Origin of the sequence: Cryobacterium roopkundense, assembly GCF_014200405.1 — a bacterium.
Taxonomy (GTDB): Bacteria; Actinomycetota; Actinomycetes; order Actinomycetales; family Microbacteriaceae; genus Cryobacterium; species Cryobacterium roopkundense.
This window is the reverse complement of record NZ_JACHBQ010000001.1, coordinates 1034083-1054269: the sequence shown is the minus strand read 5'-3', so window position 1 is coordinate 1054269 and position 20187 is coordinate 1034083. Positions and strand designations below refer to the sequence as shown.

The following is a 20187-nucleotide window of genomic DNA, read 5'->3' as shown; positions in this document are numbered from 1 at the left end:
ACGGTTGCCGACGGCATCCGCTCCCCGGCTGCGGCTGAGGCTGCGGTTAGCCGATCGTGGCGCGGGCCTCGGCCCAGCGTTCATTGAGGTCGGCGAAGAAGGCCTCTTTGCTTCCGGTCTGCGCGCCGCGGGCCACGTCGATGAGCTGCTGGCGGTACGCCTCGCCGAGCACGGTGATCTCGCTCTCGTTGGCGATGTCCTGCAGCAGGCTCTCGTCTCCGGCCGGGTCGGCGTCCAGCTCGAGGTATTGCACGCCGAGGTCGGCGAAGTCGGCGAGGGTGTCGGGGGTCGGGTCGCTGATCACCGGGCTGATGGCGCCCTGGCTGGCGGCGAATCCGGACTCGTCGATGAACCAGGTCACCCAGGCCTGTGCGGCGTTCTTGTTGTCGGAGTTGGCGCTCACGGCGAGCAACTTGTCGGAGGCGGTAACCGAGGTAAATGCTCCGTCGGTCTGCCACGGCATCGGCCAGAAGCCGATGGTGTCGCGCGGCTTGCCCGCCTGCTCCGCGGCGTCCTGCATCTGCGCGATAGCCCAGGAGCCGAGGATCATCGAGCCGACTTCACCGCTGGCGAGGAGGTTCTTGGACTCTTCCCAGTTGGTGGTGACCGGGTCGGCTTCGCTTAGTCCAGCGGCGACGGTGTCATACAGCAGGCTGTCGATGGCGTAGATGTCGGTGCCGGCGGTCCACGGCGAGTCGGTCTGCGCCATGTCGATGCGGGCGGCCGGGCCGGTGATGCTGCCCATGTTGCCTACGAGGGAGGCGAGCGGCCAGCCGTCCTGGTAGTTCGTGTAGGTGGGGGTGGATCCGGTCGCCTTGACCGCCTCGAGCGCGTCGAGGTACTCGGCTTCGGTCTCCGGCGGCGTAGTGATGCCGGCCTCAGCCCAGACGTCACGGTTGAAGACGTAGCCCATGGCGGATCCGAAGGTCGACAGGCCGTAGACATTGCCCTCGTAGCTGCCCTCGTTGATGAAGCGATACTTCTCGGTCATCTCGTCGGAGGTGCCGAGCGGCTCAAAGAACTGGGAGAACTGGTCCTTGCCGAGGTTGGAGCTAGGGATCAGCAGCACGTCCCCGTAGTCGCTGCTGTTCAAGCGGATGCGGGTGTCCCCCTCGTAGTCGGTGATCGCCTCGAACGTCACAGTGACGTCGGGGTAGGTCTCCTGGAACTGTGCGACATAGTCCTGGAACACAGTGTCGACGATGTCGGTACGGTTGGTAAGCACCGTGATCTCACCGGACGGTTCACCGGTGTCGTTGCCTCCGGAGGCGCTCGAGCAGCCGGTGAACACGAGGGTGGACGCCGCCGCGAGGGCAATGACGGTGGACAGTTTGCGGGACGTTCTGGGTTTCATGGGAACTCCTTGGTCGACGGTGACGCGGGCTCGCCCTGCGGACGAGTGCTGCTGCGGGAGGTGCGGTGTGTGGAAGGGCGGGGCGGTGTGGAAGGGCCGGGCCGTCAGACGGTTCTCCGTCTGGTTCGCAGTGCCGCGCCGAGCACCAGCAGCACAATCGCGGCGAGTGTGAGCGGCCTGACACCGGTGGTGCCGGTTAGGGCGAGCCCGCCAGCCGTCCCCGTTCCCGCGGTGGACGCAGTGCCGCCATCGGCGGAGACGGCCGGGTCACCGGCGTCGGGCAGGGCCGGGGTGATGACCGGCGTCGGGGTCGGATCGACGGCGGTCGGGACATCCGCTAAAACGGTGCTCAAGTCATCGATCAGGAGGGTTCCGGAGCCGGAACCGCCGAGGTAGAAGGCGTGTTCGGTGACCGACGATAGGTTCAGGGTCGCCTGCCCGGCCCAGGGTGGCGTGGCGAAGTCGGTGAAGTCGACCTCGACCTGCTGCCAGCCATCGGTGGTGAGCACCACGTCGGTCTCCCAGAACGAGCCGCTGGCGGCGAACTGCACCGAGAGGGTATGGCCGGTGTCGGCGTCAACCCAGAAGCTGAGCCCGGAGTAGCCCCACCAGTCCTGGGGGGTCTCAAGGGTGCGCACGATTCCCGCGTAGCCCTCGCCGGCGAGGTCGTAGTCGAAGCTGGCCGCGGCGCTGCCGGTGCCAGGGTTTGCTACCAGGGTCGATGTGACCGCGCCGCCGCCGCTGTTGGGGAGGTAGGCATCCGTCAGCGCCTGATCGGTGGGGTAGCCCTCGAAGTCGTCGACCACGAGCGGTTCGCTGGGCAGGTCGGCGGTGGTGAACGTCGCGAGGGGCGGTGTCGACCCGGTGGCCCCGGCACCGTTCACTGCCTCGACGCTCCAGTAGTGCGCGGTGCCCGGGGCGAGCGTGCGTCCAGGGGCGAACTCGGTCGCCGTGATGCCGGTCTGGGTCTGCAGCGGCTCGGAGAGGTCGGCGTTCAGCGACAGCGTGAACCGGTAGAACGCGGCCTGGTCGGCGACGGCCCAGGTGAATGTGGGCGTGGAGCGTACGCCGGTGGTGCCGTCGGCCGGCGTATCGAGGGCAAAGCCGCCGGGCAAGGCGACCGCAGTGTCGCCAGCCGGTGCACTGGCGATCGTGGCGCGGGTGACCGTGGCACCGTTCGCCCAGTCAAGGCGCAGGTGCTCGCCGACGAGGTCGTCGGCGCGCAGCACGCTGTGGCCGTTGCGGGTGGTGATGCTCGTGGCGACGACGACCCAGGTGTTCCCGTCTGCGCTGCTCGACACCGTCATGCCGATGGCGTCAGAGACGAGAAACTCAGCGCTCGTGAGGTCGCTGACCGGCCAGGTGAGCTGGGCGGGCGAGCCGGCCGTGCCCGTGGCGATCGCCCCCATCGGCATAGCCGCGAGGGTCACGTATGCGCGATCGCTCGTGAGCAGGAAGCTCTGCAAGGGGTCGACGAGCACGCTGGTCTGACCGCTTGCGGTAACAGGCTCAGAGACTGAACCGGCAAGCCCGCCGAGGGCGAGCACGCGGTAGCTCGTGCCCGGCGCCGAGGTATAGTCGGTGATCGGTGACGCAGCGGCGGAGACCGGTGCGGTGATGTCGGTCCAGGTGGTTCCGTCGGTGGAGCTCTGCACCGTGTAGCCAGTCGCGCCAGCGGTGCCGCGCCAGGCGACGCGGTTGATACCGTTCTCGCGGTCGATCGCGGTCACCAGGGCCGGCTCGAGGTCGGTCGCGGGTGCCGCGCCGGAAAGGGCTGCGCCGTAGCCGACGATCGCGTCGACCTCGGCCTGGGACTGCGCGGTTTCGCCGGGATAGTGCACCGTGAAGCCGTCGTCGTGCGGCACAAAGCCGCCGCGGTCGTTGTTCGGGAACAGCGACCAGAAGAACATCCCGGTGACGTCGGGGTTGGCCGCGAGCGGGTAGAGTAGCGCGGTCGTGGCGGCGGGTGAACCGTATTCGCCGGCGACGTACACCTTGCCTGCGGCGACCACGCTGGCGGCGTCGGACGCCACCCGATCGACCGTCGGCGGGTAATAGTGCGCGTCAACGATATCGAGGTCGGGGGCGTGAAGTGCGGCCTCGCTCACCCCGAACCGTCCGCCGGCCGCCACCAGCTGGGCGGGAGCGAGCGACTTGATCAGGTCAACGCGGGCGCCGATCCAGTCCACGGTCATACCTTCGAGCTCGTTGCCGAGTTCCCAGGCCAGAATGGTGGGGTCGTCCACGTAGCGCACACCGGTGATCGCGTTGGTGCGATCGAGAATCACACCGATGTATTCGTCGAAAGCGGCGATCGCCGCAGGGTCGGTGTAGAAATCGGCGGATTCGAGGCCGAGCGGCGCCGTGAAGTCGCGGTGACCGCCGTGGTAGTACTCCCACTCGTCGGTCAGCGGCAGCAGCAGGCGGATGCCCAGGCTGCCCGCGTAGGCGATGGCGAAGTCGATCGTCGCAAAGGCGTCGTCGTTGTAGCTGCCGAGGCTGGGCATGATCGCGAGCGGATTGGCGTCGTTCTGGCCGGTCGAGGTCATCATGTGGGACCGCACCGCAGTGACACCCATCTGCGAGGCGGTGTCGAGGGCATCTTTGATACGGAAGTAGGTGGGGTAGTCGATGCCACCCACGTTTTCGTCGAGACCCAGCCAGTAGGCGTTCGCGCCGCTCATGCGAAAGTCCACGCCGTCGAGCGTGAGGGTGGTGCCGTCGCGTTCGACGAAGGCACTGTTGAGGCTGGTCCAGTCCTGCGGTGCCGCGAGGGCGGCCGTGGGAATGGCGCCGCCCACAAGAACGGATGCCGCGAGAGCCGTCGTGACGACCGCTCCCGTCACGCGTTTCGCTCGGTCGGGGCGGGTAGACGGGGGAAGGGAGTCTTTCACGAGGCGTGGCTCCTTTGCCGACCTTCAGGCAGGTACTGACGCCGCATCCGCGGCTGCTGCTACCTCCACACTGGTGTGCCGACGACGCGAAGTCAAGAACTTAGATAAATAATTTATGATTTGCGGTGGTGCCGCGTGACACGATCGACACGGGTGGTGCCTCGACCGCTTCGAGCGCGGATCCGGCGAAGACCGCGAGCAAGGTGTCCCCCGTGAGCGCCCCGATCGCCGGAACGTCGTGGCTGACGGCCGACAGGGGCGGCGTGGACAGCTGGCACTGGGCGGAGTCGTCCCAGGCCAGCAGGGCCAGTTCGGCGGGAACGGCGACGCCGGCGGCATCTGCTGCCTCAAGCCCGCCGAGGGCCATGAGGTCATTGTCGAAGATGATCGCCGTGGGGCGGTCCGTGCGGTTCAGCAGCTGCGCGGTGGCGCGCGCGCCGGAACCCAGCGAGTAGTCGCCGGCGATCGACGCTGCGCTGACGCCCGCCGTCGCGCACTCGGCGGCGAAGGCGGTCATGCGCGTGCGGGTGTGGGCCATGCGGTGTGGGCCGGTGACGTGTGCGAGCGAGCGGTGCCCGCGGGCCAGCAGAAACGCGACGGCGTCGCGCATGGCAGCGTCGTCGTTGGTCCACACGGCCGGAAATTCGTCGGCGGTCGCGGGGTTACCCACGACCACGACGGGCAGTTCGAGTTCGCGCAGAACGGGCAGGCGGGCGTCGTCGATCGCGAGGTCTACGAGCACGATCGCCCCCACGTCACCCTGCGCCTTCCAGCGCCGGAAGGTCGCGATCTCCTCCTCGATCGTGGGCAGGACGAGAGTGATAACGGAATAACCGTGAGGTCTAAGTACGGACTCGAGTCCGGCTGCGAAATCATGAAAGTAGGGCTCTGCGCCCATGATCTCGGTGGCACGAACAAAGGTCATGCCGACCATGTTCGCGGTACGTAAGCGGCTTTCAGCCATGCGTGCTCTCCTCGCTGTGCTGCTCGTGAGTCGCACCTGTGACTCCCTGAGGCCGTACGGTAGAACCGCGACGTGCCAACGATACTCGCCATCGCCGCCGCGTTAGGCTACGAGCGAGGTTTCGCGAAAGGACAACATGGCCCGGCGTGAGTCAACACCAACAACTCCCGGCAGCCGTGCCGTCGTCGTCGACCTGATCCGGTCATCCGGTCCCATTAGTCGCGTCGAACTCACCACGGCAACCGGACTGACCCAGCCAGCCATTTCCCAGATTGTGCGCAAGCTGGTTTCGGATGGCATTGTGCGCGAGACCGGGCTGAAAGCGTCGACCGGCGGCAAGCCCCGCGTGCTGCTAGAGATCAACCCTCGCGCGCTGTACGCAATCGGAATCCAGCTTGGCTTCGAGTCGATCACACTCGTCGCTACCGACGTCACAGGCGGAGTCACTGGACGCGAGCAGATCGACGGGGCGGGGCTCGACGAACCCGAGGACGTCACGCAGCGCATGATTCGTGCCTATCACCGGTTTGTGCGTGGTCTAGGTCTCGATACGCAGACGATCGCAGGAGTCGCGGTCGTCGCTCCGGGACCGATCAACTTGCGTCAAGGCTTCGTGTTGGGGCCGCCGATGCTTCCGAGCTGGGTCGAGTTTGGCTTGCTCGGAGTCCTCCAAGCGAAGATCGATGTACCGGTAATCGTCGACAACGACGCCGCGGCCGCAGCAGTCGGAGAATTCTGGAGTCGGCGCGTCTCCCGTAGCACCACCTTCGCCAGCATCTACATGGGTTCGGGAATCGGTGCGGGAATCGTCATTGACGGCGCGCTGTATCGCGGAGCCGGATCAAACTCCGGGGAGATCGGCCATATTTCGATCGAGCGAGACGGGGAGCCTTGCTTTTGCGGTAACGATGGATGCCTCGAGCGGTACGCCTCACCGAGTGCCGTATTAGAGACGGCCAAAAGATCTCACCCGGAGTTCGCCGAGCTCGGGCTCACTTTTGAAGCAACCTCGATCATGCGCGATTTCGACCTTCTATGCCGGGCTGCTGTGGTCGATTTCAAGCCGGCCCGCGCGTTAGTCGAAACCTCGGCGGCGCAAGTCGCCTCGGCCGCCGTGACCCTCAGCAATCTGCTCGACCTCGATCACATAGTACTCACGGGGCCAGCTATGGCGTTTGCGGGCTCTATCTATGCACGCGCTATGCGCGACCGCCTTAGCAAATCGGCTTTTTCGCGGCGCGCACACCAGATATCAGTGGAACTCTCGACAAACCCCCGCGATTCAGCCGCGATCGGAGCATCCGCTCTCATTCTGCAGGGCTCCGTCGCCCCCGGGCACGGCCCACTGCTTCGTCCAAATCCGTAGCCTGACTCTGGTCACGTCCCGTTGAGTGGATGCTCCTGTTCACGTCTCGCGGTGATCCCCCGGAGGTCAGCTCGCACTGGCTCCTCGCAATCGTGCCCAAGAGGTGACTGTAGACAGGCAACAATCAACACGGCGGCAGGCCACCGGGTCCGTCCGTACCTGCACACACCAATGGGATTCCGCACTGACCAATGAAAGCGAGAACCAACGCGGACAAACCAAAGCGCGCGCGTCCGGAATCACGTCAAAAGATGGCCTACAGGACGCGGCCAGTCAAATCGAACCGAACGTCCTCGGCAAATCTTGCTATTCACCAGGACTTCTTCTCGGACCCGACGGGATTTGAACCTGCGACACGGCGACTCAATTCAGATCCACGGATGACGACGAATCCGTTTGAACGCAACTGCAGAAATTGCTCTGACCAGCTAAAACAAAAGCTCGATCAGAGATACGTGCTAACTTTCAGGCCGCGGAGTCCTCGTCGAAACAGAACATGAGTCTGAAGTACACGCGTCAAAAAGATGGGCAAAAAGGTGGGGACAGTCAAATTCAACCGAAAAGTCCCGGCAAATCTATCGATTTACCGGGACTTTTTGTCGGGCTGACAGGATTTGAACCTGCGACCCCCTGCCAAACCGGAGCAGTTGTGGTCGTCACCGAATGTCTCGGAACCTCAAGGATTCCCACGTCTTTGCAGCAAACCGGGCGGTTCACTACCTTTGATCATAGCCGGACGTCCTTGGACGATCACGGTTGATTCAGGTAAGTAAATGGTGGGCATTCCGACATTGATTTGCGCGGTGGGGACGAATCACACCACCCGGCGGGACGTGACCTATCCTCCTGGTGGACCAACCATTGGGACCGGCACGCAGCAATCCTCTTCGATCCCCAAGCAGGACCATTTCGATTCTGCGACCGCACCCGCGGACACCTCGCCGACACTAAAGAAACCGGACCCGCCGTGCCAGTGAATATTCCGCCGGCGACGTGGAAACTATCGAACTAGCTCGATTGTGATCTGTCACTGGGTTGGTGGGGCTGAATGCACTCCGGCCTCGTCACGACCGTCCTGCGCCCACCAGTCCGGCGAGGACTTCCGCGCCTGTGTCCGCATCGGTTACCGTCACGACAAACTCTTTGTCGTTCGTGAGCGTGACGGATATGCCCTCTCCGCCTCGAATGATGATCGCGGACTTTCCGGGCATTAGCCGGTAGCCCCAGCCTCCCCACGATAACGGATTGACGTTAGTTACGTGCACCTGCGCGACTCGGTTTGGAGTAATCGTCTTGAGTGGGATTCCAGTGGTGAGGGATACAACTCGGATTCCGCGCCGGTCAACACTCACCCGGACCGCTGCGAAGATCACGGAGAAGACAGCCAGTACGCCCAGGACTACAACGCTCGACAGTGCTGCACCATCCCATCCTCCGGCACCCGAAATGCCCGCGAGGGCTGCGGCGCCACCGATGGCACCTATTGCAATGACAATGAACGTGGGTGCGACGGTGCGACCGCTCCAGGCGATCGCCTCAGTGGCACCCACCGAGGCCGCATTTATCTCGTATGTGTCGTCGGTTTCGTCTGTGATCGCCTTGTGGGCGACGAAGAACGGCAGGAACCCAAAACCGGCAGCGAGCAAAGCAAGAAGCCCCCAGCCCACCGGACGTCCAATCGCGCTCTCGCCCGCAAGTCCCAGAGAAGCGAGCACGAACCATGCCCCCGTTACGATGCCAGAAATCATGCCACCGATGAGAAACGGACGGGCCGAATCCGATTCGTTCACCGGCGCGAATCCAGATATCAGCGCGATCAGACCCGCCACGAGCGTCACACCGAGGCACACGATGACGACGACGACGGTTGGCTGCTCAGTGGTGGGCTCGCTGCCAGACCACTGCGTCGTGAGTTGGTCGGGAAGTTGTTGGCGCCAGATGAGCCACGACATGAGAACAACGAGGAAGGGGATGAGGGAGAGGAGGCCTGCTGGTAGGTTGCCCGGTCCCTGATTTTTCGTACCCTGTACCGGCATGGTCAGATCCTTTCGATAATGCGGAGCAGTTCTGTTCGTGAAATTCCCGCGGTGTCCGCTACGTCCACGATCTCTCGAGCAAGTTCAGCGAGTCGAACGGTTGATTGCCCGGCGGTGGCCGTTATTCGCGCGCCGCGGCCCTGTCGCATCTCCAGTAACCCGTCGTCACGGAGTGCTGCGTAGGCTCGCACCACAGTGTGCATATTTACACCCAAAGCCGCCGCAAATTCTCTCGCGGGGGGCAGTCTTTCACCGGCCACGATGTCGCCGCTGGTTACTCCGGCACGAAGTTGCGCTGCTATTTGCTTGGACAGCGGTTGCTGCGACATCTGGTCAACCCGAACTAACATGGTGCAAGAATACTATAACAATCCATCAATACCTAGCGTGTCTGTAGTAATTCTGTCGGTCTCCGTGGCCGCGTTCCTCTTCGCCTCCAAAGGGCTACGGTTTGCGCTACCGCTGCGCCGTCTGGCCACAAGGCGATGAGAAGTGCCGCCCACATCGCGAAACCGAAGCTCCACAGCCCCATTGTGACTGCGATTCCGAGATGAAAGAAGATACCCACTGGCAGGATCTGTAGTTTGAACCTTCTGGGGAGGAAAATTGCTATCCCCAAAAAGAATTCGAGAAACAGGGTCCCCCAACTCGCGGTCGCGACCGGGATCGGGTGAACCATCAACGCATCGGTAAGGTCCCGTAGGGGGCCGGAGGGGCCGAACATGGGATCGCGGAGCCAGTAGTAGACAGCCGTCCCGTCTAGCCATTCATCAACCCCGAGTTTGGAAAGGCAAGCGTTTATATAGACGAAAGCGACTTGAATTTTGAGGATCAGGAGAGTCGTGTGTGCAATCACCGCTGCGTGGGGTCGCCGGAGGGAGTCGTCTACGTCAGGCGCCGTCCAGTGCCAGACGCGCGTATCGGTGAGAGAAAGTGGGATGAACAGAAGCGCAAGAACGGCCGCAATCTGATCCCCGCCGTCAACAATGGTGAATGACGACTGGTTGCTGAACAACACCCACCACATCGGTATAGCCGTGAAGCGGGGACGCCATCCGGATGCCGCGACGATGAGAATCGTGATCGCGAGAATCTGTGCCAGCTGATGAGTGTCGGGCGGAACGAGACACCACAGGCCCCAAGCCGACGGACCTGCGCACACAAGTTCTGGGACGCCAGAAGCAGGGCGAATCAGTGTGTCAACGCTTGAAAAAACGAGCGTTCCCAAACCACAAAGAGCCAGGAATGTCCGTGCAATACCGACATTCTGCGTCCAGGCCGGGCGCGTGATCATCCGCAGCGTCCACTCGGACAGACGGATCAGCATAGGACGTCAACCAACGCGATCGAATATGTCGTCTGAGATTGTCCGATATTCGAATACGCCCACGGAGCGATTCGTGATCTTGCCAATGAACCTTGCCCGCACAACGTCGGGGACGGCGAGGTATTTTCCACCGGCTGCCAGACGTTTGAGCTATCGCCGGTCGAGTCCAAGCAATCCACTGGGCCCGCCCCCGTCTCACACGCGATCCAATTCGTTTCGGGGATTACCGTGTAGATGAGGCCCACCTCGACGCCTTGAGCGCGGGAAATTCTGTTCCACCCGAAAATATATTGCACTTGACTATGGGGGTAAAGTGCAGCCGAAGTCCACCCGCCTTGTTCATGGAAGCGGTACGGAACCAAGACGTCCTCACGAGGCGATCTGGTAAAGAACCCCCACTGCTCCGGTAGTACAGCCTGCACTGTCGCCTTGACGTCAACCTGCCACTCGGCAGTAAGGACGTTCTCAGGCTGATTGGTATGAAAGGCAAAGGCGCCTAACGCCGCCCACGTCACTGCGATCGCAAGAGCGAAGATGCCAAGAGACCGCGGTGCGCCGGCAGCGCCGCTCAGGGACACCGCCGGCGTCGCGCGAACCTCCTCGGCAGGAGCGTAATCCTGTCGAGAATTCATGTCCGTTACTTGAGAGCTTTTGTGGCGGCCGCGATCCACTTATCTTTCGACAAAGGTGCGCTCAGACGGCTGCTGGAATCGCTAGGTTCGTACCAGACGGACACAGCCACGGCCGCGACCTGGAGGATTCCTGCCGCGGCGTAAACCAGAACGGCGACAGCGAAGAGGATGACCTGGATGCACTGCGGCGAAACAATGTCTTTGTTTGCTTCTGTGCCATATCCAAGCGTGGTGAGTGCACTATTCAGAACGGGGCCTGTAATCCGGAAGGCCTCCTCAACCTTGAGAACATTACCGCTCTGCGCCAAATCAGCAAAGTTATCGAAGTAGGCAGGGTCAGCGGTGTCGATTGCGGCCACGACCCGGTTTATCTCGCTGTTGATCTCTTCGGTCTTCTCAACCGGTTTCGTCAGATCAGAGAACCGCTCTGCGGCAGCTCCCTGACCAAACACGACAGCTCGGAAGAGGGTTTCTCCATCTAGCGGTGCGTGAGCATCTTTCTTCATGATCACCGCAGCTGGTGCAGCACTGATCGGTGCGGGCTCTGCGGCGACTACAGCCGTGCTCGTGAGAGTTCCTGCCAGCACGAGAGTTGCGCTGACTGAAATCCCCATGATTACCCTGCCTATTTTGCTCATCTCTGAACCACCCCTGTGTTGTCGTCTTCGATTTCGTATATAGATAGGCGATGTCGTGGGTCCGTGTGGCGCTGTCAAGCACCACCTGATCGGCGCACAAAAGCGCCATTCCCTCCCCGAACTCCCGTATCGCTAGTCATTTCGCTGTCCCCCGATTGCGCAAATGGTGGGGAAACTGCACGACTCGCGAGTGCCCTTGCGCTTCACACTAGAGAGTTTTAGCGCAGCGGTCAACGATTAATGGCCGATCAGATGAACATTCCACCGGTATAGTTTTCCTCGCATATTGAACCGTCCCGGGTTTCATGCCGCCGTTTTGTTGGCGGCTTGGATACTTATTGGGCCTGTTAACGCCAACTGAAGTCAGGGCCAAAAACACCTGGCAGAAATGCCCCCATTTTCAGTTGGCATCAACAGAGGCGAGGAGCCGACCCCGGCTGATTGGGCGCCCGATAAGAGACGGTATGTCGGCCGGTCTCCGGCCCAGGTACGCGATCACCGAGTGCAGCCCCAAGTCCGTCCCGCGGGCGGCTACTTCTCGGTCCAGGCGAGGGATTCCACTCCCGAAGTCACACCGGGCACCAAACAGCGCCCACTCCCCCAGACGTTTGCGGGACAAATGATCTTCTCGCTGCGCATTGCCGACATCTTGGTTGGCCCAGGTTGGTGCCGGTTGGTTTTCCCACCATAGAACCCACACGCCTTTTTGGGCACAGACAAGCCCCGGTGAGAAACGATCTCTCACCAGGGCTTTTTCACTTCCGTCGGGCTGACAGGATTCGAACCTGCGGCCCCCTGCCAAACCAGAGCAGTTGTGGTCGTCACCGAATGTCTCGGAACCTCAAGGGTTCCCATGTCTTTGCAGCAAACCGAACAGTTCACTACCCCCCGATCATATCCGGACGTTCTTGGTCATTCCCGATTGATATAGGTAGGTAAACGGTAGGCATCCCACAATTGCTTGGCGCGGCGGCGACGAATCACACAGCGGGACGTGACCATGAGCCGAATCCGACCTTCACTGGCAACTGACTTCGCTGGAACGAGAAAATGTACCATTCCGCAATGCATGCGCTCGGCGTTTGTATGGAATTGCGTCTGACGGGACAGCCGCCAGAAAGCCGGAATTGATCAGCAAAGCCCTGACAAAAACCTCCCACGCTCCTCGATTAGGCGGCGCAGGTACTTTGCCAAAACTAGACGTTCAGCCATACGTCCGAAGACTCCGAAGGGTGCTGAGAAAGTGACTCGATCAATCATAATGACACCCTCCCCGTCCGGCTCAAACCAATGTTCATGACGGAATTTCCTAAATGGACCTTGGGTCTGTTCATCTACAAAGTAACGACCCGGGCTGAAAGACGTTACCTTGCTGGTGAGAGAAAACGCGAGCCCAAAATGTCTTGCCCGCCAGGTAACGCTCTCGCCGAGACCGATGCGACCCTCAACTACACCAGCGACCGCTCTCTCGCCTGAAGCAACTTGAGAAGAAATGTGCTCGGCAATGTCGCGCGCTCGATCAAACATTTCCTCAGGTGAACACCGCGCAGTTGTCACGCTTTCAAATGAGACTGTCATGGGGATTCCTTCGTGTTGCAGTCGAAAAAACCGCTACGGCGCTGAGTTCAAACGGGAAGCGACCGCTTCAACCATCAGAGAGACTGGTTATAGCAAGACTGCCCACGTATAAGCAGCTTGTCACGACGAACAGAAAAATTGTCGCGATTGCTGACCCTGGCTTGGTGAAGCCTTGCTTTACTGAGTATTTGATGCCTTGAGAGCCACCCGATCGTGCGGTTCAGAGCCACCGTTCGTGCGGAAGAGAGCCAGTGGTGGTCCGGCTGGGAGCCACTGGCTCTCTTCGCCGGTTCGTTAGGCGCTGGTGAGGGCCGCTTGCTCTCTCATGTTGTAGGTGCCGGTCTCGACCCAGACAGTGTTGTGGATGATGCGGTCCATGATCGCGTCGGCGTGAACCCCGGAGCCGAGTCGCTGGTGCCAGTCCTTCTGCTGATACTGGGTGCAGAACACCGTCGAGCTCTCGCCATAGCGACGTTCCATCAGCTCAAGCAGCATGCCGCGCATCGATTCCGTCGGGCGGTCAAGCAACCATTCATCAATGACGAGCAGGGTGAAGGAAGCATATTTGCGCAAGAACTTCCCGCTGCCGCCGGTGGTGTCTTGGGCGGCCACCCAGGCTTCCTCGAGGTCGGGCATGCGGACGTAATGAGCGCGGATGCGATGCTCGCAAGCGCGTTTGGCGATCGCGCAGCCCAAATACGACTTCCCCGATCCGGTGAACCCCTGAAACACAACGTTCTGCTGCCGGGCAACGAACGAACACGTCCCGAGCTGGGCCAGCAGCTGCCGGTTCAAGCCCCGCTCGTCGAGCAGGTCGATGCGGCGGAGATCCGCGTTGGGATAACGCAACCCCGCCCGCCGGATCAGCCCGGCGACCTTCGAGTGCGTGAAGGCGGAGTAGGCGTCATCGACGACCAACCGGACCCGCTCTTCAAACGACAAACTGATGCTCAGCGTCTCGTCTTGGGTGTCGATCGCCGCGAGCAACTCGCCAGCATTCATCTCCCGCAGCTTGCGCTTGGTCTCTGTGTCCAGCGGACTCATCGGGTGCCTCCGGCGTAGTAGGCGCTGCCGCGGACGTAGCCACCGTCATCGGGTTCCGGCTTGTCAGGGACGTGGCCAGTTTTGTCTTGTCCGGTGTCGAGGATCGGCCGAAGGTGCGCATACCTCGGCGAGCGGATCGGACCTCGCAAGGCCAGTGCGCAGGCGGCCTCGACCCGAGTCGGCGAGAACCGGCGTGACAGCCGCAACACTGCCAACGCCGGGTCGTAACCGGCCTCCTCGATCGACGCAGCTTCAAAGATCTTCCCGATCACTGTGACCGTGGCAGGTCCCATCCGGGCCGCCCACTCGTCGATCCGGGTCCGATCCCAGGCCTGAAAGCTGCGGCCCTCGGGCAGGTCCGCGTCGTTTGTCTGATGCTGGTTCGTCGTGCTTGCTGGCAGCAGCAGGTGACTGGTCAAGCGTTCGTCGTTGCGATAGACCTCCAGCATCGTGTCCGTGACGCGAAGGTCGACCTGAGCGCCGATGTGGCGGAACGGAACGGAGTAGAAGTTCCTCGCCCAGACCACGTGAGCGTTCTTGTTCACTTTGCGCTTGTAGGTCCACGTGCTGATCTCGAACGGGGCCGCCGGTAACGGTTGCATCAACGGCTTCTCCTCGGCGGTGAAGACACTCAACCGGGACCCGTCCCGTTTCTGGAACGGCTGGCGGTTGTAAGCATCGATTTGCTCGTAGATCCGGACCCGCAGCTCGGGCAGGGATGTGAACTGCTCCTGCCTGAGGCTAGCGATGACCCAGGTCGCGACATGCGAAACTGTGTTCTCAACGCTCGCCTTGTCCTTAGGTGCCCGGACGCGGCCCGGCAGCACCGCGGCAGAGTAGTGCGCAGCCATCTCACGGTAGGCGTCGTTGAGAACGACCTCTCCCTCTCGAGGGTGAGAGATCACCCCAGTCTTCAGGTTGTCGGGGACCAGGCGCGGGACGCTGCCGCCGAAGAAGGAAAACATCGCCACGTGGGCGCGCAGCCACGACTCCTGCCGCATATCCAACGTGGCCTCCACGAAGGCGTATCGGCTGAACGGCAGGCACGCGACGAACAAATACACCTTTGAGATCTCGCCCGTCGTCGGGTCCAGCAGCTGCATCGTGGGCCCAGACCAGTCAACCTCGATGCTGCGGCCGGCCTTGTGACCCACGCGCGACGTCGCGCCCGAGACGGCAGCGAAGTCGCCATAGAGCCGACAGAACCGGTCATAGCTCATCACCGCCTGCGCCTGACCCGATGTGTCGACGTACTCTTGGTGCAGCAGCTTCAACGTCACCCCGACCCGGGCTAGTTCGGTGTGCACCCGCCCCCAATCCGGCTGCGCGAACACGGACTCGTGCACTCCACGGCCGGGAAACAACACCGTATAGACCTCGGCCTCCGGCATCTCCTCGACGTCGTCCCAGCCGAGGCCGAGCCTGTCCGCCGTCTCGAGCACGGTCTGGACGCTATTGCGGGCGATGCCCTGCGCCGACGCGATCGCTCTGCCCGACAAGCCTTGGTTGCGTAACTGCAAGACGAGTTTCGCCTTGATCTTCCGTACCATTACCGGTACTCCTTCCACCACGTGGCCCTCACGTGATGGAAGGAGCTTTTCAGGTGGCTCTCAACAACACCAACTGTGGCTCTGAACGACACGATTCATGGTTTGGTACAGCGGCCTTCACAGGCACCACCCCCGGCTCCCTCGGAAGCCAATATTCACTTTACTACGTATGTAGAAAAAACGAGCACTGATCCCCCGACCAGAAGGCCAACTCCGTCAACCCAATACTGCGCGGGAACTACTACATCTAACACGAGGCCCCATCCCGCGATGAGGGCTGCGCACAGCACCGACGACGGAAACGAGCCGCTTATTGGGGCATCCGCGCCTTGCTCTGGATCTCCTTGGATCAAAGCAAGGCGCGGAGCTGTAACCAGGGCGGGAATTAGAACAAGAGCGACAACGGATGCAACCGCAGACCCGAAGATCTGAAAGCTTCCGAAAATCCCAGCAATAAAAACCGGAATGCAGCCAGCGAAACCCACAATTAAACATGTGGCGATCCAGCGGCGCTCTGTGTGCATTAGATGTCTACTTCCGGCCTCCATAAATCTGCTATCCCGACACAGACTTGTTGATGTTCTCCGATGCGCAGATCGCTGGCAAGAGGCAGTTCAAGTTTGGCCCAGTCGCCTGGTACAAAGTCTTCCAAGTCTCACTACCGTCACTGCTTGAGAAGCGAGCGTAGGCTTCGTGCGACGGTACGGGCTCCCTACGTGTCAGGGTTGGGTGAGGCCAGTACCTCAGAGCAAGTCCGCCGTTTGACGTAGGGCGAGAATCAGGAATCATCACCATGTCCAGTCCGTCTTTGAGCGCAGTGCGCGACGATAGTCATATGAGTAGTCCCGGACCCCGAGCTGGTGGCCCGACCTCGAGAAGGTCATTCACCCCAGCGCAGAAGCTTGCCTACCTCGCCGCGTATGACACGGCCATCAAGAACAACGAGGGCGGCACTTATCTGCGCACCGAAGGGCTCTACTCCTCGCAGATCACGGAATGGCGAAAACTGCGCGACGCGGGCGTCCTCGCGGGGAAGAAGCCCGGCGAGAAGATTGGCCGGTTAACTCCGGAGCAGGCTGAAATCGCCCGGCTGCGCCGCCAGTTGAGCAAGACCGAGCAGCGGTTGGAAACGACGGGGGTGGCGTTGGAGATCATGTCAAAAATGCACGAGCTACTCGAAAGTCTTTCGAAGAGCTCGCGGGACGAAACACCGTGCGCGTTGCCGTAATGACCGCGTACCGCGAACTGGCCAGTCGAGGGATCTCGACTCGCGTCGCGGCCGACCTGGTCGGGATCCCTCGAGCGACAGCCACAAGGAAACGACGCATTCCCGTGGCCCGGCCGGCGCTGATTCCGGCGAACAAGATCGGCGACACCGGCCGCCGCGAGATCCTTGACGTCGTCAATTCACAGCCGTTCGTTGACCTGCCACCGATCCAGATCTACGCCCAACTGCTCGACGCGGACACGTACTTGTGCTCCATATCAACGATGTATCGGGTGTTGAACGAGAATCAGCAGGTCAAGGACCGCCGCCGCCAGGCGCGCCATCCTGCCCGGGCGATCCCGGAACTGACGGCGACGGGACCCGGCCAGGTACTCAGCTGGGATATTACGAAACTCGCCGGCCCGATCAAGGGCAAGTACTTCGATGCTTACGTGATGATCGATATTTACTCCCGCTACATCGTCGGCGCCTATGTTCACGCGTCGGAATCCGGCGAGCTGGCGGTGGAGATGATGAAGGAGATCTTCGGCATTCACGGCGTCCCTCAGGTCGTTCACGCCGACCGCGGCACGTCGATGACATCCAAGACCGTCGCGGCGCTGTTGTCTGACTTGGAGGTCACCAAATCGCACTCGAGGCCTCGGGTGAGTAACGATAATCCCTACAGCGAGGCCTGGTTCAAGACCCTGAAGTTCGCTCCGACGTTCCCCGAACGCTTCGGCTCCCTTGCCGACGCGAAGACGTTCATGGCCTCGTTCGTCGACGGCTACAACCACGAGCATCGCCACTCCGGGATCGGCCTCAACACGCCAGCAGACGTTCATTACGGCCTCGCCGAGGCGAAGGCCATCGAACGGGCAGCGACGCTGGACGCGGCACGCGCACGCTTCCCAGAGCGATTCAGCACCAACAAGGCGCCGCAGATCCTGTCCATTCCCAAGACGGCATGGATCAATAAACCAGCCCCCAAACCTATCGAGAATGAAGGGCTCGAACTAGCCGCCTAAACTCCCACTGGCCTCATCCACCTTGACAAATTCCGATGCGTCGGTGCACTCGAAGCGTGACTTGTCCGTCCCTGAAGGCAGTCACGTTGCCGTCGGTTGAAAGAACAGGGCGTTTCTTGAGTTCAAAGCCGCGCTTGAGCCGCTCGACCGCCCATGTGTGTGGCACGGCGCCCAGCCAGGTAGTCCCCGAATCCTTGTACTTCGGGTATTTCGAGACCGTCACGCCTTGACCTCGCTCAGCAGCTCCGTGATTTCGCGGACGAGCTTGTTGAGGTCGGCGTCGATTTCTTCAAGCGGGCGCGGCGGCACGTACTGGTAGAAGTGGCGAGTAAAGGGGATCTCGTAGCCGACCTTGGTCTTGGATTCATCGATCCAGGCATCCGGAGCATGCGGCAACACCTCGCGGGCAACGTACTCTGGTATGTCCTCGCTGAGCGGCACGTTCTCGGTGTCACGGGCGTCGCTATCAGGCAGGGGCCTGCCCCTAGCATCAGTGACGACGGGGGCGTTCTCATCGCGATCCGAGAGTCCGGCGATGAATGTCTTTAGCTGTGCCGCCGTGAGAGTGATGCCAGCCTTGTCTAGACGCTGCACGACCTCTTTGGTGAATAGTTTGATGTCGCTGGTCGGCACGTAGTCGTTCGCGACGGTCGTTGACGCAAAGCTGTACCAGTCGATGCCCAGCTTGGCGATGGTCTTCTGCTCAACGGCGGAATTCAGCCTCTCAAACGTGAGAGCCCAGTTCAGGCGCAGCGGTCGCTCCACCGTGATGGTGCGGTAGCCGAAGTCTTCATTTTTGAACGTTTTGGAGACATCCGTTTGATCGGCATCGCCATAGAGCTGTACGATTCGGGCGATGTCGTCGGCGCCGAGTTCCTTGCGCTTGGAGCCGAGGGACTTGCGCATCTTGCGTGAGAAGCCGGTACCGTCGATGAGCTGAACGGTGCCGCGGCGCTCGAGGCGCTTGTCGTTGTCGATGATCCACACGTATGTGGCGATGCCGGTGTTATAGAACATGTCGGTCGGCAGCGCGACGATCGCCTCGAGCAAGTCATTCTCGAGCAGGTAGCGGCGAATCTCAGACTCCCCCGAACCTGCCCCTCCGGTAAACATTGGCGAGCCGTTGAGAACAATACCTGCGCGACCACCGCCTTTTACCTTCGGGCGCAGCTTCTTGACTAGGTGAAGCAGGAAGAGCAGTGAGCCGTCGGAGACGCGGGGCAGGCCGGGGCCGAAGCGCCCATTGAATCCCTGCTGCTCATGCTCCTTGAGCACGGTGGGCTTCTGCTTGCTCCAGTCGACGCCAAAGGGCGGGTTGGAGAGGCAGTAGTCGAAGGTCTCCCCGGTGAGGCCGTCGTCAGTGAGGGTATCGCCGTGCACGATGTGATTGATGTCCTGGCCCTTGATCACGAGGTCGGCCTTGCAGACGGCGTAGGACTCGCCATTTATCTCCTGCCCGTACATGACGAGCCGCGCATCTGGGTTGTGTTCCAGCAGGTATTCGTCGGCGACCGAGAGCATGCCGCCAGTACCAGCGGTGGGGTCATAGATCGAGCGCACGACGCCCTTCTGGTTGAGAGCCTCATCATCGGCGATGAAGAGCAGGCTCACCATGAGCCTGATGACCTCGCGCGGGGTGAAATGCTCGCCTGCGGTTTCGTTGGAAGTCTCAGCGAACTTGCGGATGAGTTCCTCGAACATGAGGCCCATCTCGATGTTGCTGACCTTGTTCGGGTGCAGATCGACGGCCGCGAACCCTTTGGTCACCAAGTAAAGAAGGTTCTCGGCATCGAGCTTTTCAACCTGCTTCTCAAATTCGAAACGGTCGAAGATGTCGCGCACGTTCTCGGAGAATCCGTGAATGTAATCGACCATGTTCGCCTTGATGCTGGCGGGGTCACCCATCAACGCCTGCAAGGTGAAGGCGGACGTGTTGTAGAAGCCGGTGCCGGATGCCTTTGCTAGGAACACGCTCGCGGAGGCTGCGTCGCCGCGCTTCGTTGCCTCGTCGAGCACGGCCTGCTTGGTCGGCTCGAGCACGGCGTCGAGTCGGCGCAGGATGGTGAAGGGCAGCACAATGGCACCGTATTGGTGCGGCTTGTACGGGCCGCGAAGGAGGTCTGCGATCGACCAGATGAAGTTGGCATTGTTCTGCTGTGACATTTGCATTGGTCGTGCGTCCCCTGAAATTGGCGTCGCGGGCAGCGGCCCACCTTTGACTCTATTGGCATCGTGCGACGCTGGCTTGTTGTCGGGCCGGAGGTTGCGGCCGCAAAGGCACAGCGAACCGCGCCTGTACGCATTCGAAAGCCAGCAGCGACGGCATACGGGACACTCCTGAGCAGTGTGGAGGGCAAAAGGTTGCACATCTCGTCGGTTCTGGTAGAGCTCTCAACGTAGGCCGTGACGCTCTCGAAGGGACAACCACCGTGTCAGACCGCGTCGGACTTGCGCCGGAAGAGGGTTCATCGCCGTGACGAAGTGGTTTGAGGCCGTATCCCGGCGCATGATCTGACCAGCGGGTTCGAATATGGGCCGAAGCGAGCACGGCTTCAAAGCACGCGTGCCC

General features: G+C 61.5%; 15 protein-coding genes. 3 read left to right on the top strand and 12 right to left on the bottom strand.

Translation table 11 applies throughout. From position 1 onward, the window contains the following. Positions 1–46: 46 nt before the first annotated feature. The 3 genes from BJ997_RS04945 to BJ997_RS04935 form a co-directional block, all read right to left on the bottom strand. Positions 47–1354 (bottom strand): ABC transporter substrate-binding protein, encoded by a 1308-nt coding sequence (locus tag BJ997_RS04945; RefSeq protein ID WP_052542618.1) that lies wholly within the window; start codon positions 1352–1354, stop codon positions 47–49. 104 nt (positions 1355–1458) lie between these two features. Beyond that, positions 1459–4248 (bottom strand): carbohydrate binding domain-containing protein, encoded by a 2790-nt coding sequence (locus BJ997_RS04940; RefSeq protein ID WP_183323269.1) that lies wholly within the window; start codon positions 4246–4248, stop codon positions 1459–1461. 100 nt (positions 4249–4348) lie between these two features. Next, complete coding sequence (locus BJ997_RS04935) at positions 4349–5212, bottom strand: LacI family DNA-binding transcriptional regulator (RefSeq protein ID WP_084141653.1); 864 nt, start codon at positions 5210–5212, stop codon at positions 4349–4351. A 136-nt stretch (positions 5213–5348) separates the two neighbouring features. Between BJ997_RS04935 and BJ997_RS04930 the strand changes: the two genes are divergently transcribed. Both BJ997_RS04930 and BJ997_RS22045 read left to right on the top strand, forming a co-directional pair. Next, positions 5349–6578 (top strand): ROK family transcriptional regulator, encoded by a 1230-nt coding sequence (locus BJ997_RS04930; RefSeq protein ID WP_035839318.1) that lies wholly within the window; start codon positions 5349–5351, stop codon positions 6576–6578. 796 nt (positions 6579–7374) lie between these two features. Then, positions 7375–7590: a DUF4913 domain-containing protein gene (locus BJ997_RS22045; RefSeq protein WP_160175927.1), complete on the top strand. Its 216-nt coding sequence runs from the start codon at positions 7375–7377 to the stop codon at positions 7588–7590. Positions 7591–7642: 52 nt separating this feature from the next. On the opposite strand, the gene BJ997_RS04920 is transcribed toward BJ997_RS22045, so the two are convergent. From BJ997_RS04920 to istA, 8 genes are all read right to left on the bottom strand, one after another. Continuing rightward, positions 7643–8614, bottom strand: a complete 972-nt coding sequence (locus BJ997_RS04920) for a hypothetical protein (RefSeq protein WP_035840467.1) — start codon at positions 8612–8614, stop codon at positions 7643–7645. Between the two features lie 2 nt (positions 8615–8616). After that, on the bottom strand, positions 8617–8943 hold the full coding sequence (locus BJ997_RS04915) for a GntR family transcriptional regulator (protein WP_236629164.1): 327 nt from the start codon (positions 8941–8943) through the stop codon (positions 8617–8619). Positions 8944–8996: 53 nt separating this feature from the next. Continuing rightward, a complete protein-coding gene (locus BJ997_RS04910) occupies positions 8997–9941 on the bottom strand; it encodes a sporulation-delaying protein SdpB family protein (protein ID WP_052542775.1) in 945 nt (314 codons plus the stop codon). Continuing rightward, positions 9935–10573, bottom strand: coding sequence for an SdpA family antimicrobial peptide system protein (locus tag BJ997_RS22040; RefSeq protein WP_035840444.1), 639 nt, complete (start codon positions 10571–10573; stop codon positions 9935–9937). Before BJ997_RS22040 ends, BJ997_RS04910 begins: the two co-directional genes overlap by 7 nt. A gap of 5 nt (positions 10574–10578) precedes the next feature. Next, positions 10579–11187 (bottom strand): sporulation delaying protein family toxin, encoded by a 609-nt coding sequence (locus tag BJ997_RS04900; RefSeq protein ID WP_035840441.1) that lies wholly within the window; start codon positions 11185–11187, stop codon positions 10579–10581. A 1155-nt stretch (positions 11188–12342) separates the two neighbouring features. Next, entirely contained in the window at positions 12343–12789 is a 447-nt protein-coding gene (locus BJ997_RS04895; protein WP_084141798.1) for an SRPBCC family protein, read from the bottom strand. 294 nt (positions 12790–13083) lie between these two features. After that, complete coding sequence (locus BJ997_RS04890) at positions 13084–13833, bottom strand: ATP-binding protein (RefSeq protein WP_035840942.1); 750 nt, start codon at positions 13831–13833, stop codon at positions 13084–13086. Continuing rightward, a complete protein-coding gene (istA, locus tag BJ997_RS04885; RefSeq protein WP_183323206.1) occupies positions 13830–15383 on the bottom strand; it encodes an IS21 family transposase in 1554 nt (517 codons plus the stop codon). The genes BJ997_RS04890 and istA overlap by 4 nt, the downstream gene beginning before the upstream one ends. Before the next feature lie 835 nt (positions 15384–16218). Between istA and BJ997_RS04880 the strand changes: the two genes are divergently transcribed. Next, positions 16219–17618, top strand: a protein-coding gene (locus tag BJ997_RS04880) for an IS3 family transposase (protein WP_183323757.1) whose coding sequence is annotated in 2 segments (ribosomal slippage) — positions 16219–16540 and positions 16540–17618 — 1401 coding nt in all. Because the reading frame shifts where the segments join, the coding sequence is not laid out codon by codon here. Positions 17619–17837: 219 nt separating this feature from the next. Here the strand turns inward: BJ997_RS04880 and BJ997_RS04875 are convergent. Further along, positions 17838–19787: a type I restriction-modification system subunit M gene (locus BJ997_RS04875; protein WP_338080918.1), complete on the bottom strand. Its 1950-nt coding sequence runs from the start codon at positions 19785–19787 to the stop codon at positions 17838–17840. Positions 19788–20187: the final 400 nt, after the last annotated feature.

What these genes read in the sequence shown, in the direction of transcription:
- BJ997_RS04945 (WP_052542618.1), bottom strand. Translation starts at nt 1,354, where the DNA reads ATGAAACCCAGAACGTCCCGCAAACTGTCCACCGTCATTGCCCTCGCG.
- BJ997_RS04935 (WP_084141653.1), bottom strand. Translation starts at nt 5,212, where the DNA reads ATGGCTGAAAGCCGCTTACGTACCGCGAACATGGTCGGCATGACCTTT.
- BJ997_RS04930 (WP_035839318.1), top strand. Translation starts at nt 5,349, where the DNA reads ATGGCCCGGCGTGAGTCAACACCAACAACTCCCGGCAGCCGTGCCGTC.
- BJ997_RS04920 (WP_035840467.1), bottom strand. Translation starts at nt 8,614, where the DNA reads ATGCCGGTACAGGGTACGAAAAATCAGGGACCGGGCAACCTACCAGCA.
- BJ997_RS04915 (WP_236629164.1), bottom strand. Translation starts at nt 8,943, where the DNA reads ATGTCGCAGCAACCGCTGTCCAAGCAAATAGCAGCGCAACTTCGTGCC.
- BJ997_RS04910 (WP_052542775.1), bottom strand. Translation starts at nt 9,941, where the DNA reads ATGCTGATCCGTCTGTCCGAGTGGACGCTGCGGATGATCACGCGCCCG.
- BJ997_RS22040 (WP_035840444.1), bottom strand. Translation starts at nt 10,573, where the DNA reads ATGAATTCTCGACAGGATTACGCTCCTGCCGAGGAGGTTCGCGCGACG.
- BJ997_RS04900 (WP_035840441.1), bottom strand. Translation starts at nt 11,187, where the DNA reads ATGGGGATTTCAGTCAGCGCAACTCTCGTGCTGGCAGGAACTCTCACG.
- BJ997_RS04895 (WP_084141798.1), bottom strand. Translation starts at nt 12,789, where the DNA reads ATGACAGTCTCATTTGAAAGCGTGACAACTGCGCGGTGTTCACCTGAG.
- BJ997_RS04890 (WP_035840942.1), bottom strand. Translation starts at nt 13,833, where the DNA reads ATGAGTCCGCTGGACACAGAGACCAAGCGCAAGCTGCGGGAGATGAAT.
- istA (WP_183323206.1), bottom strand. Translation starts at nt 15,383, where the DNA reads ATGGTACGGAAGATCAAGGCGAAACTCGTCTTGCAGTTACGCAACCAA.
- BJ997_RS04875 (WP_338080918.1), bottom strand. Translation starts at nt 19,787, where the DNA reads ATGCAAATGTCACAGCAGAACAATGCCAACTTCATCTGGTCGATCGCA.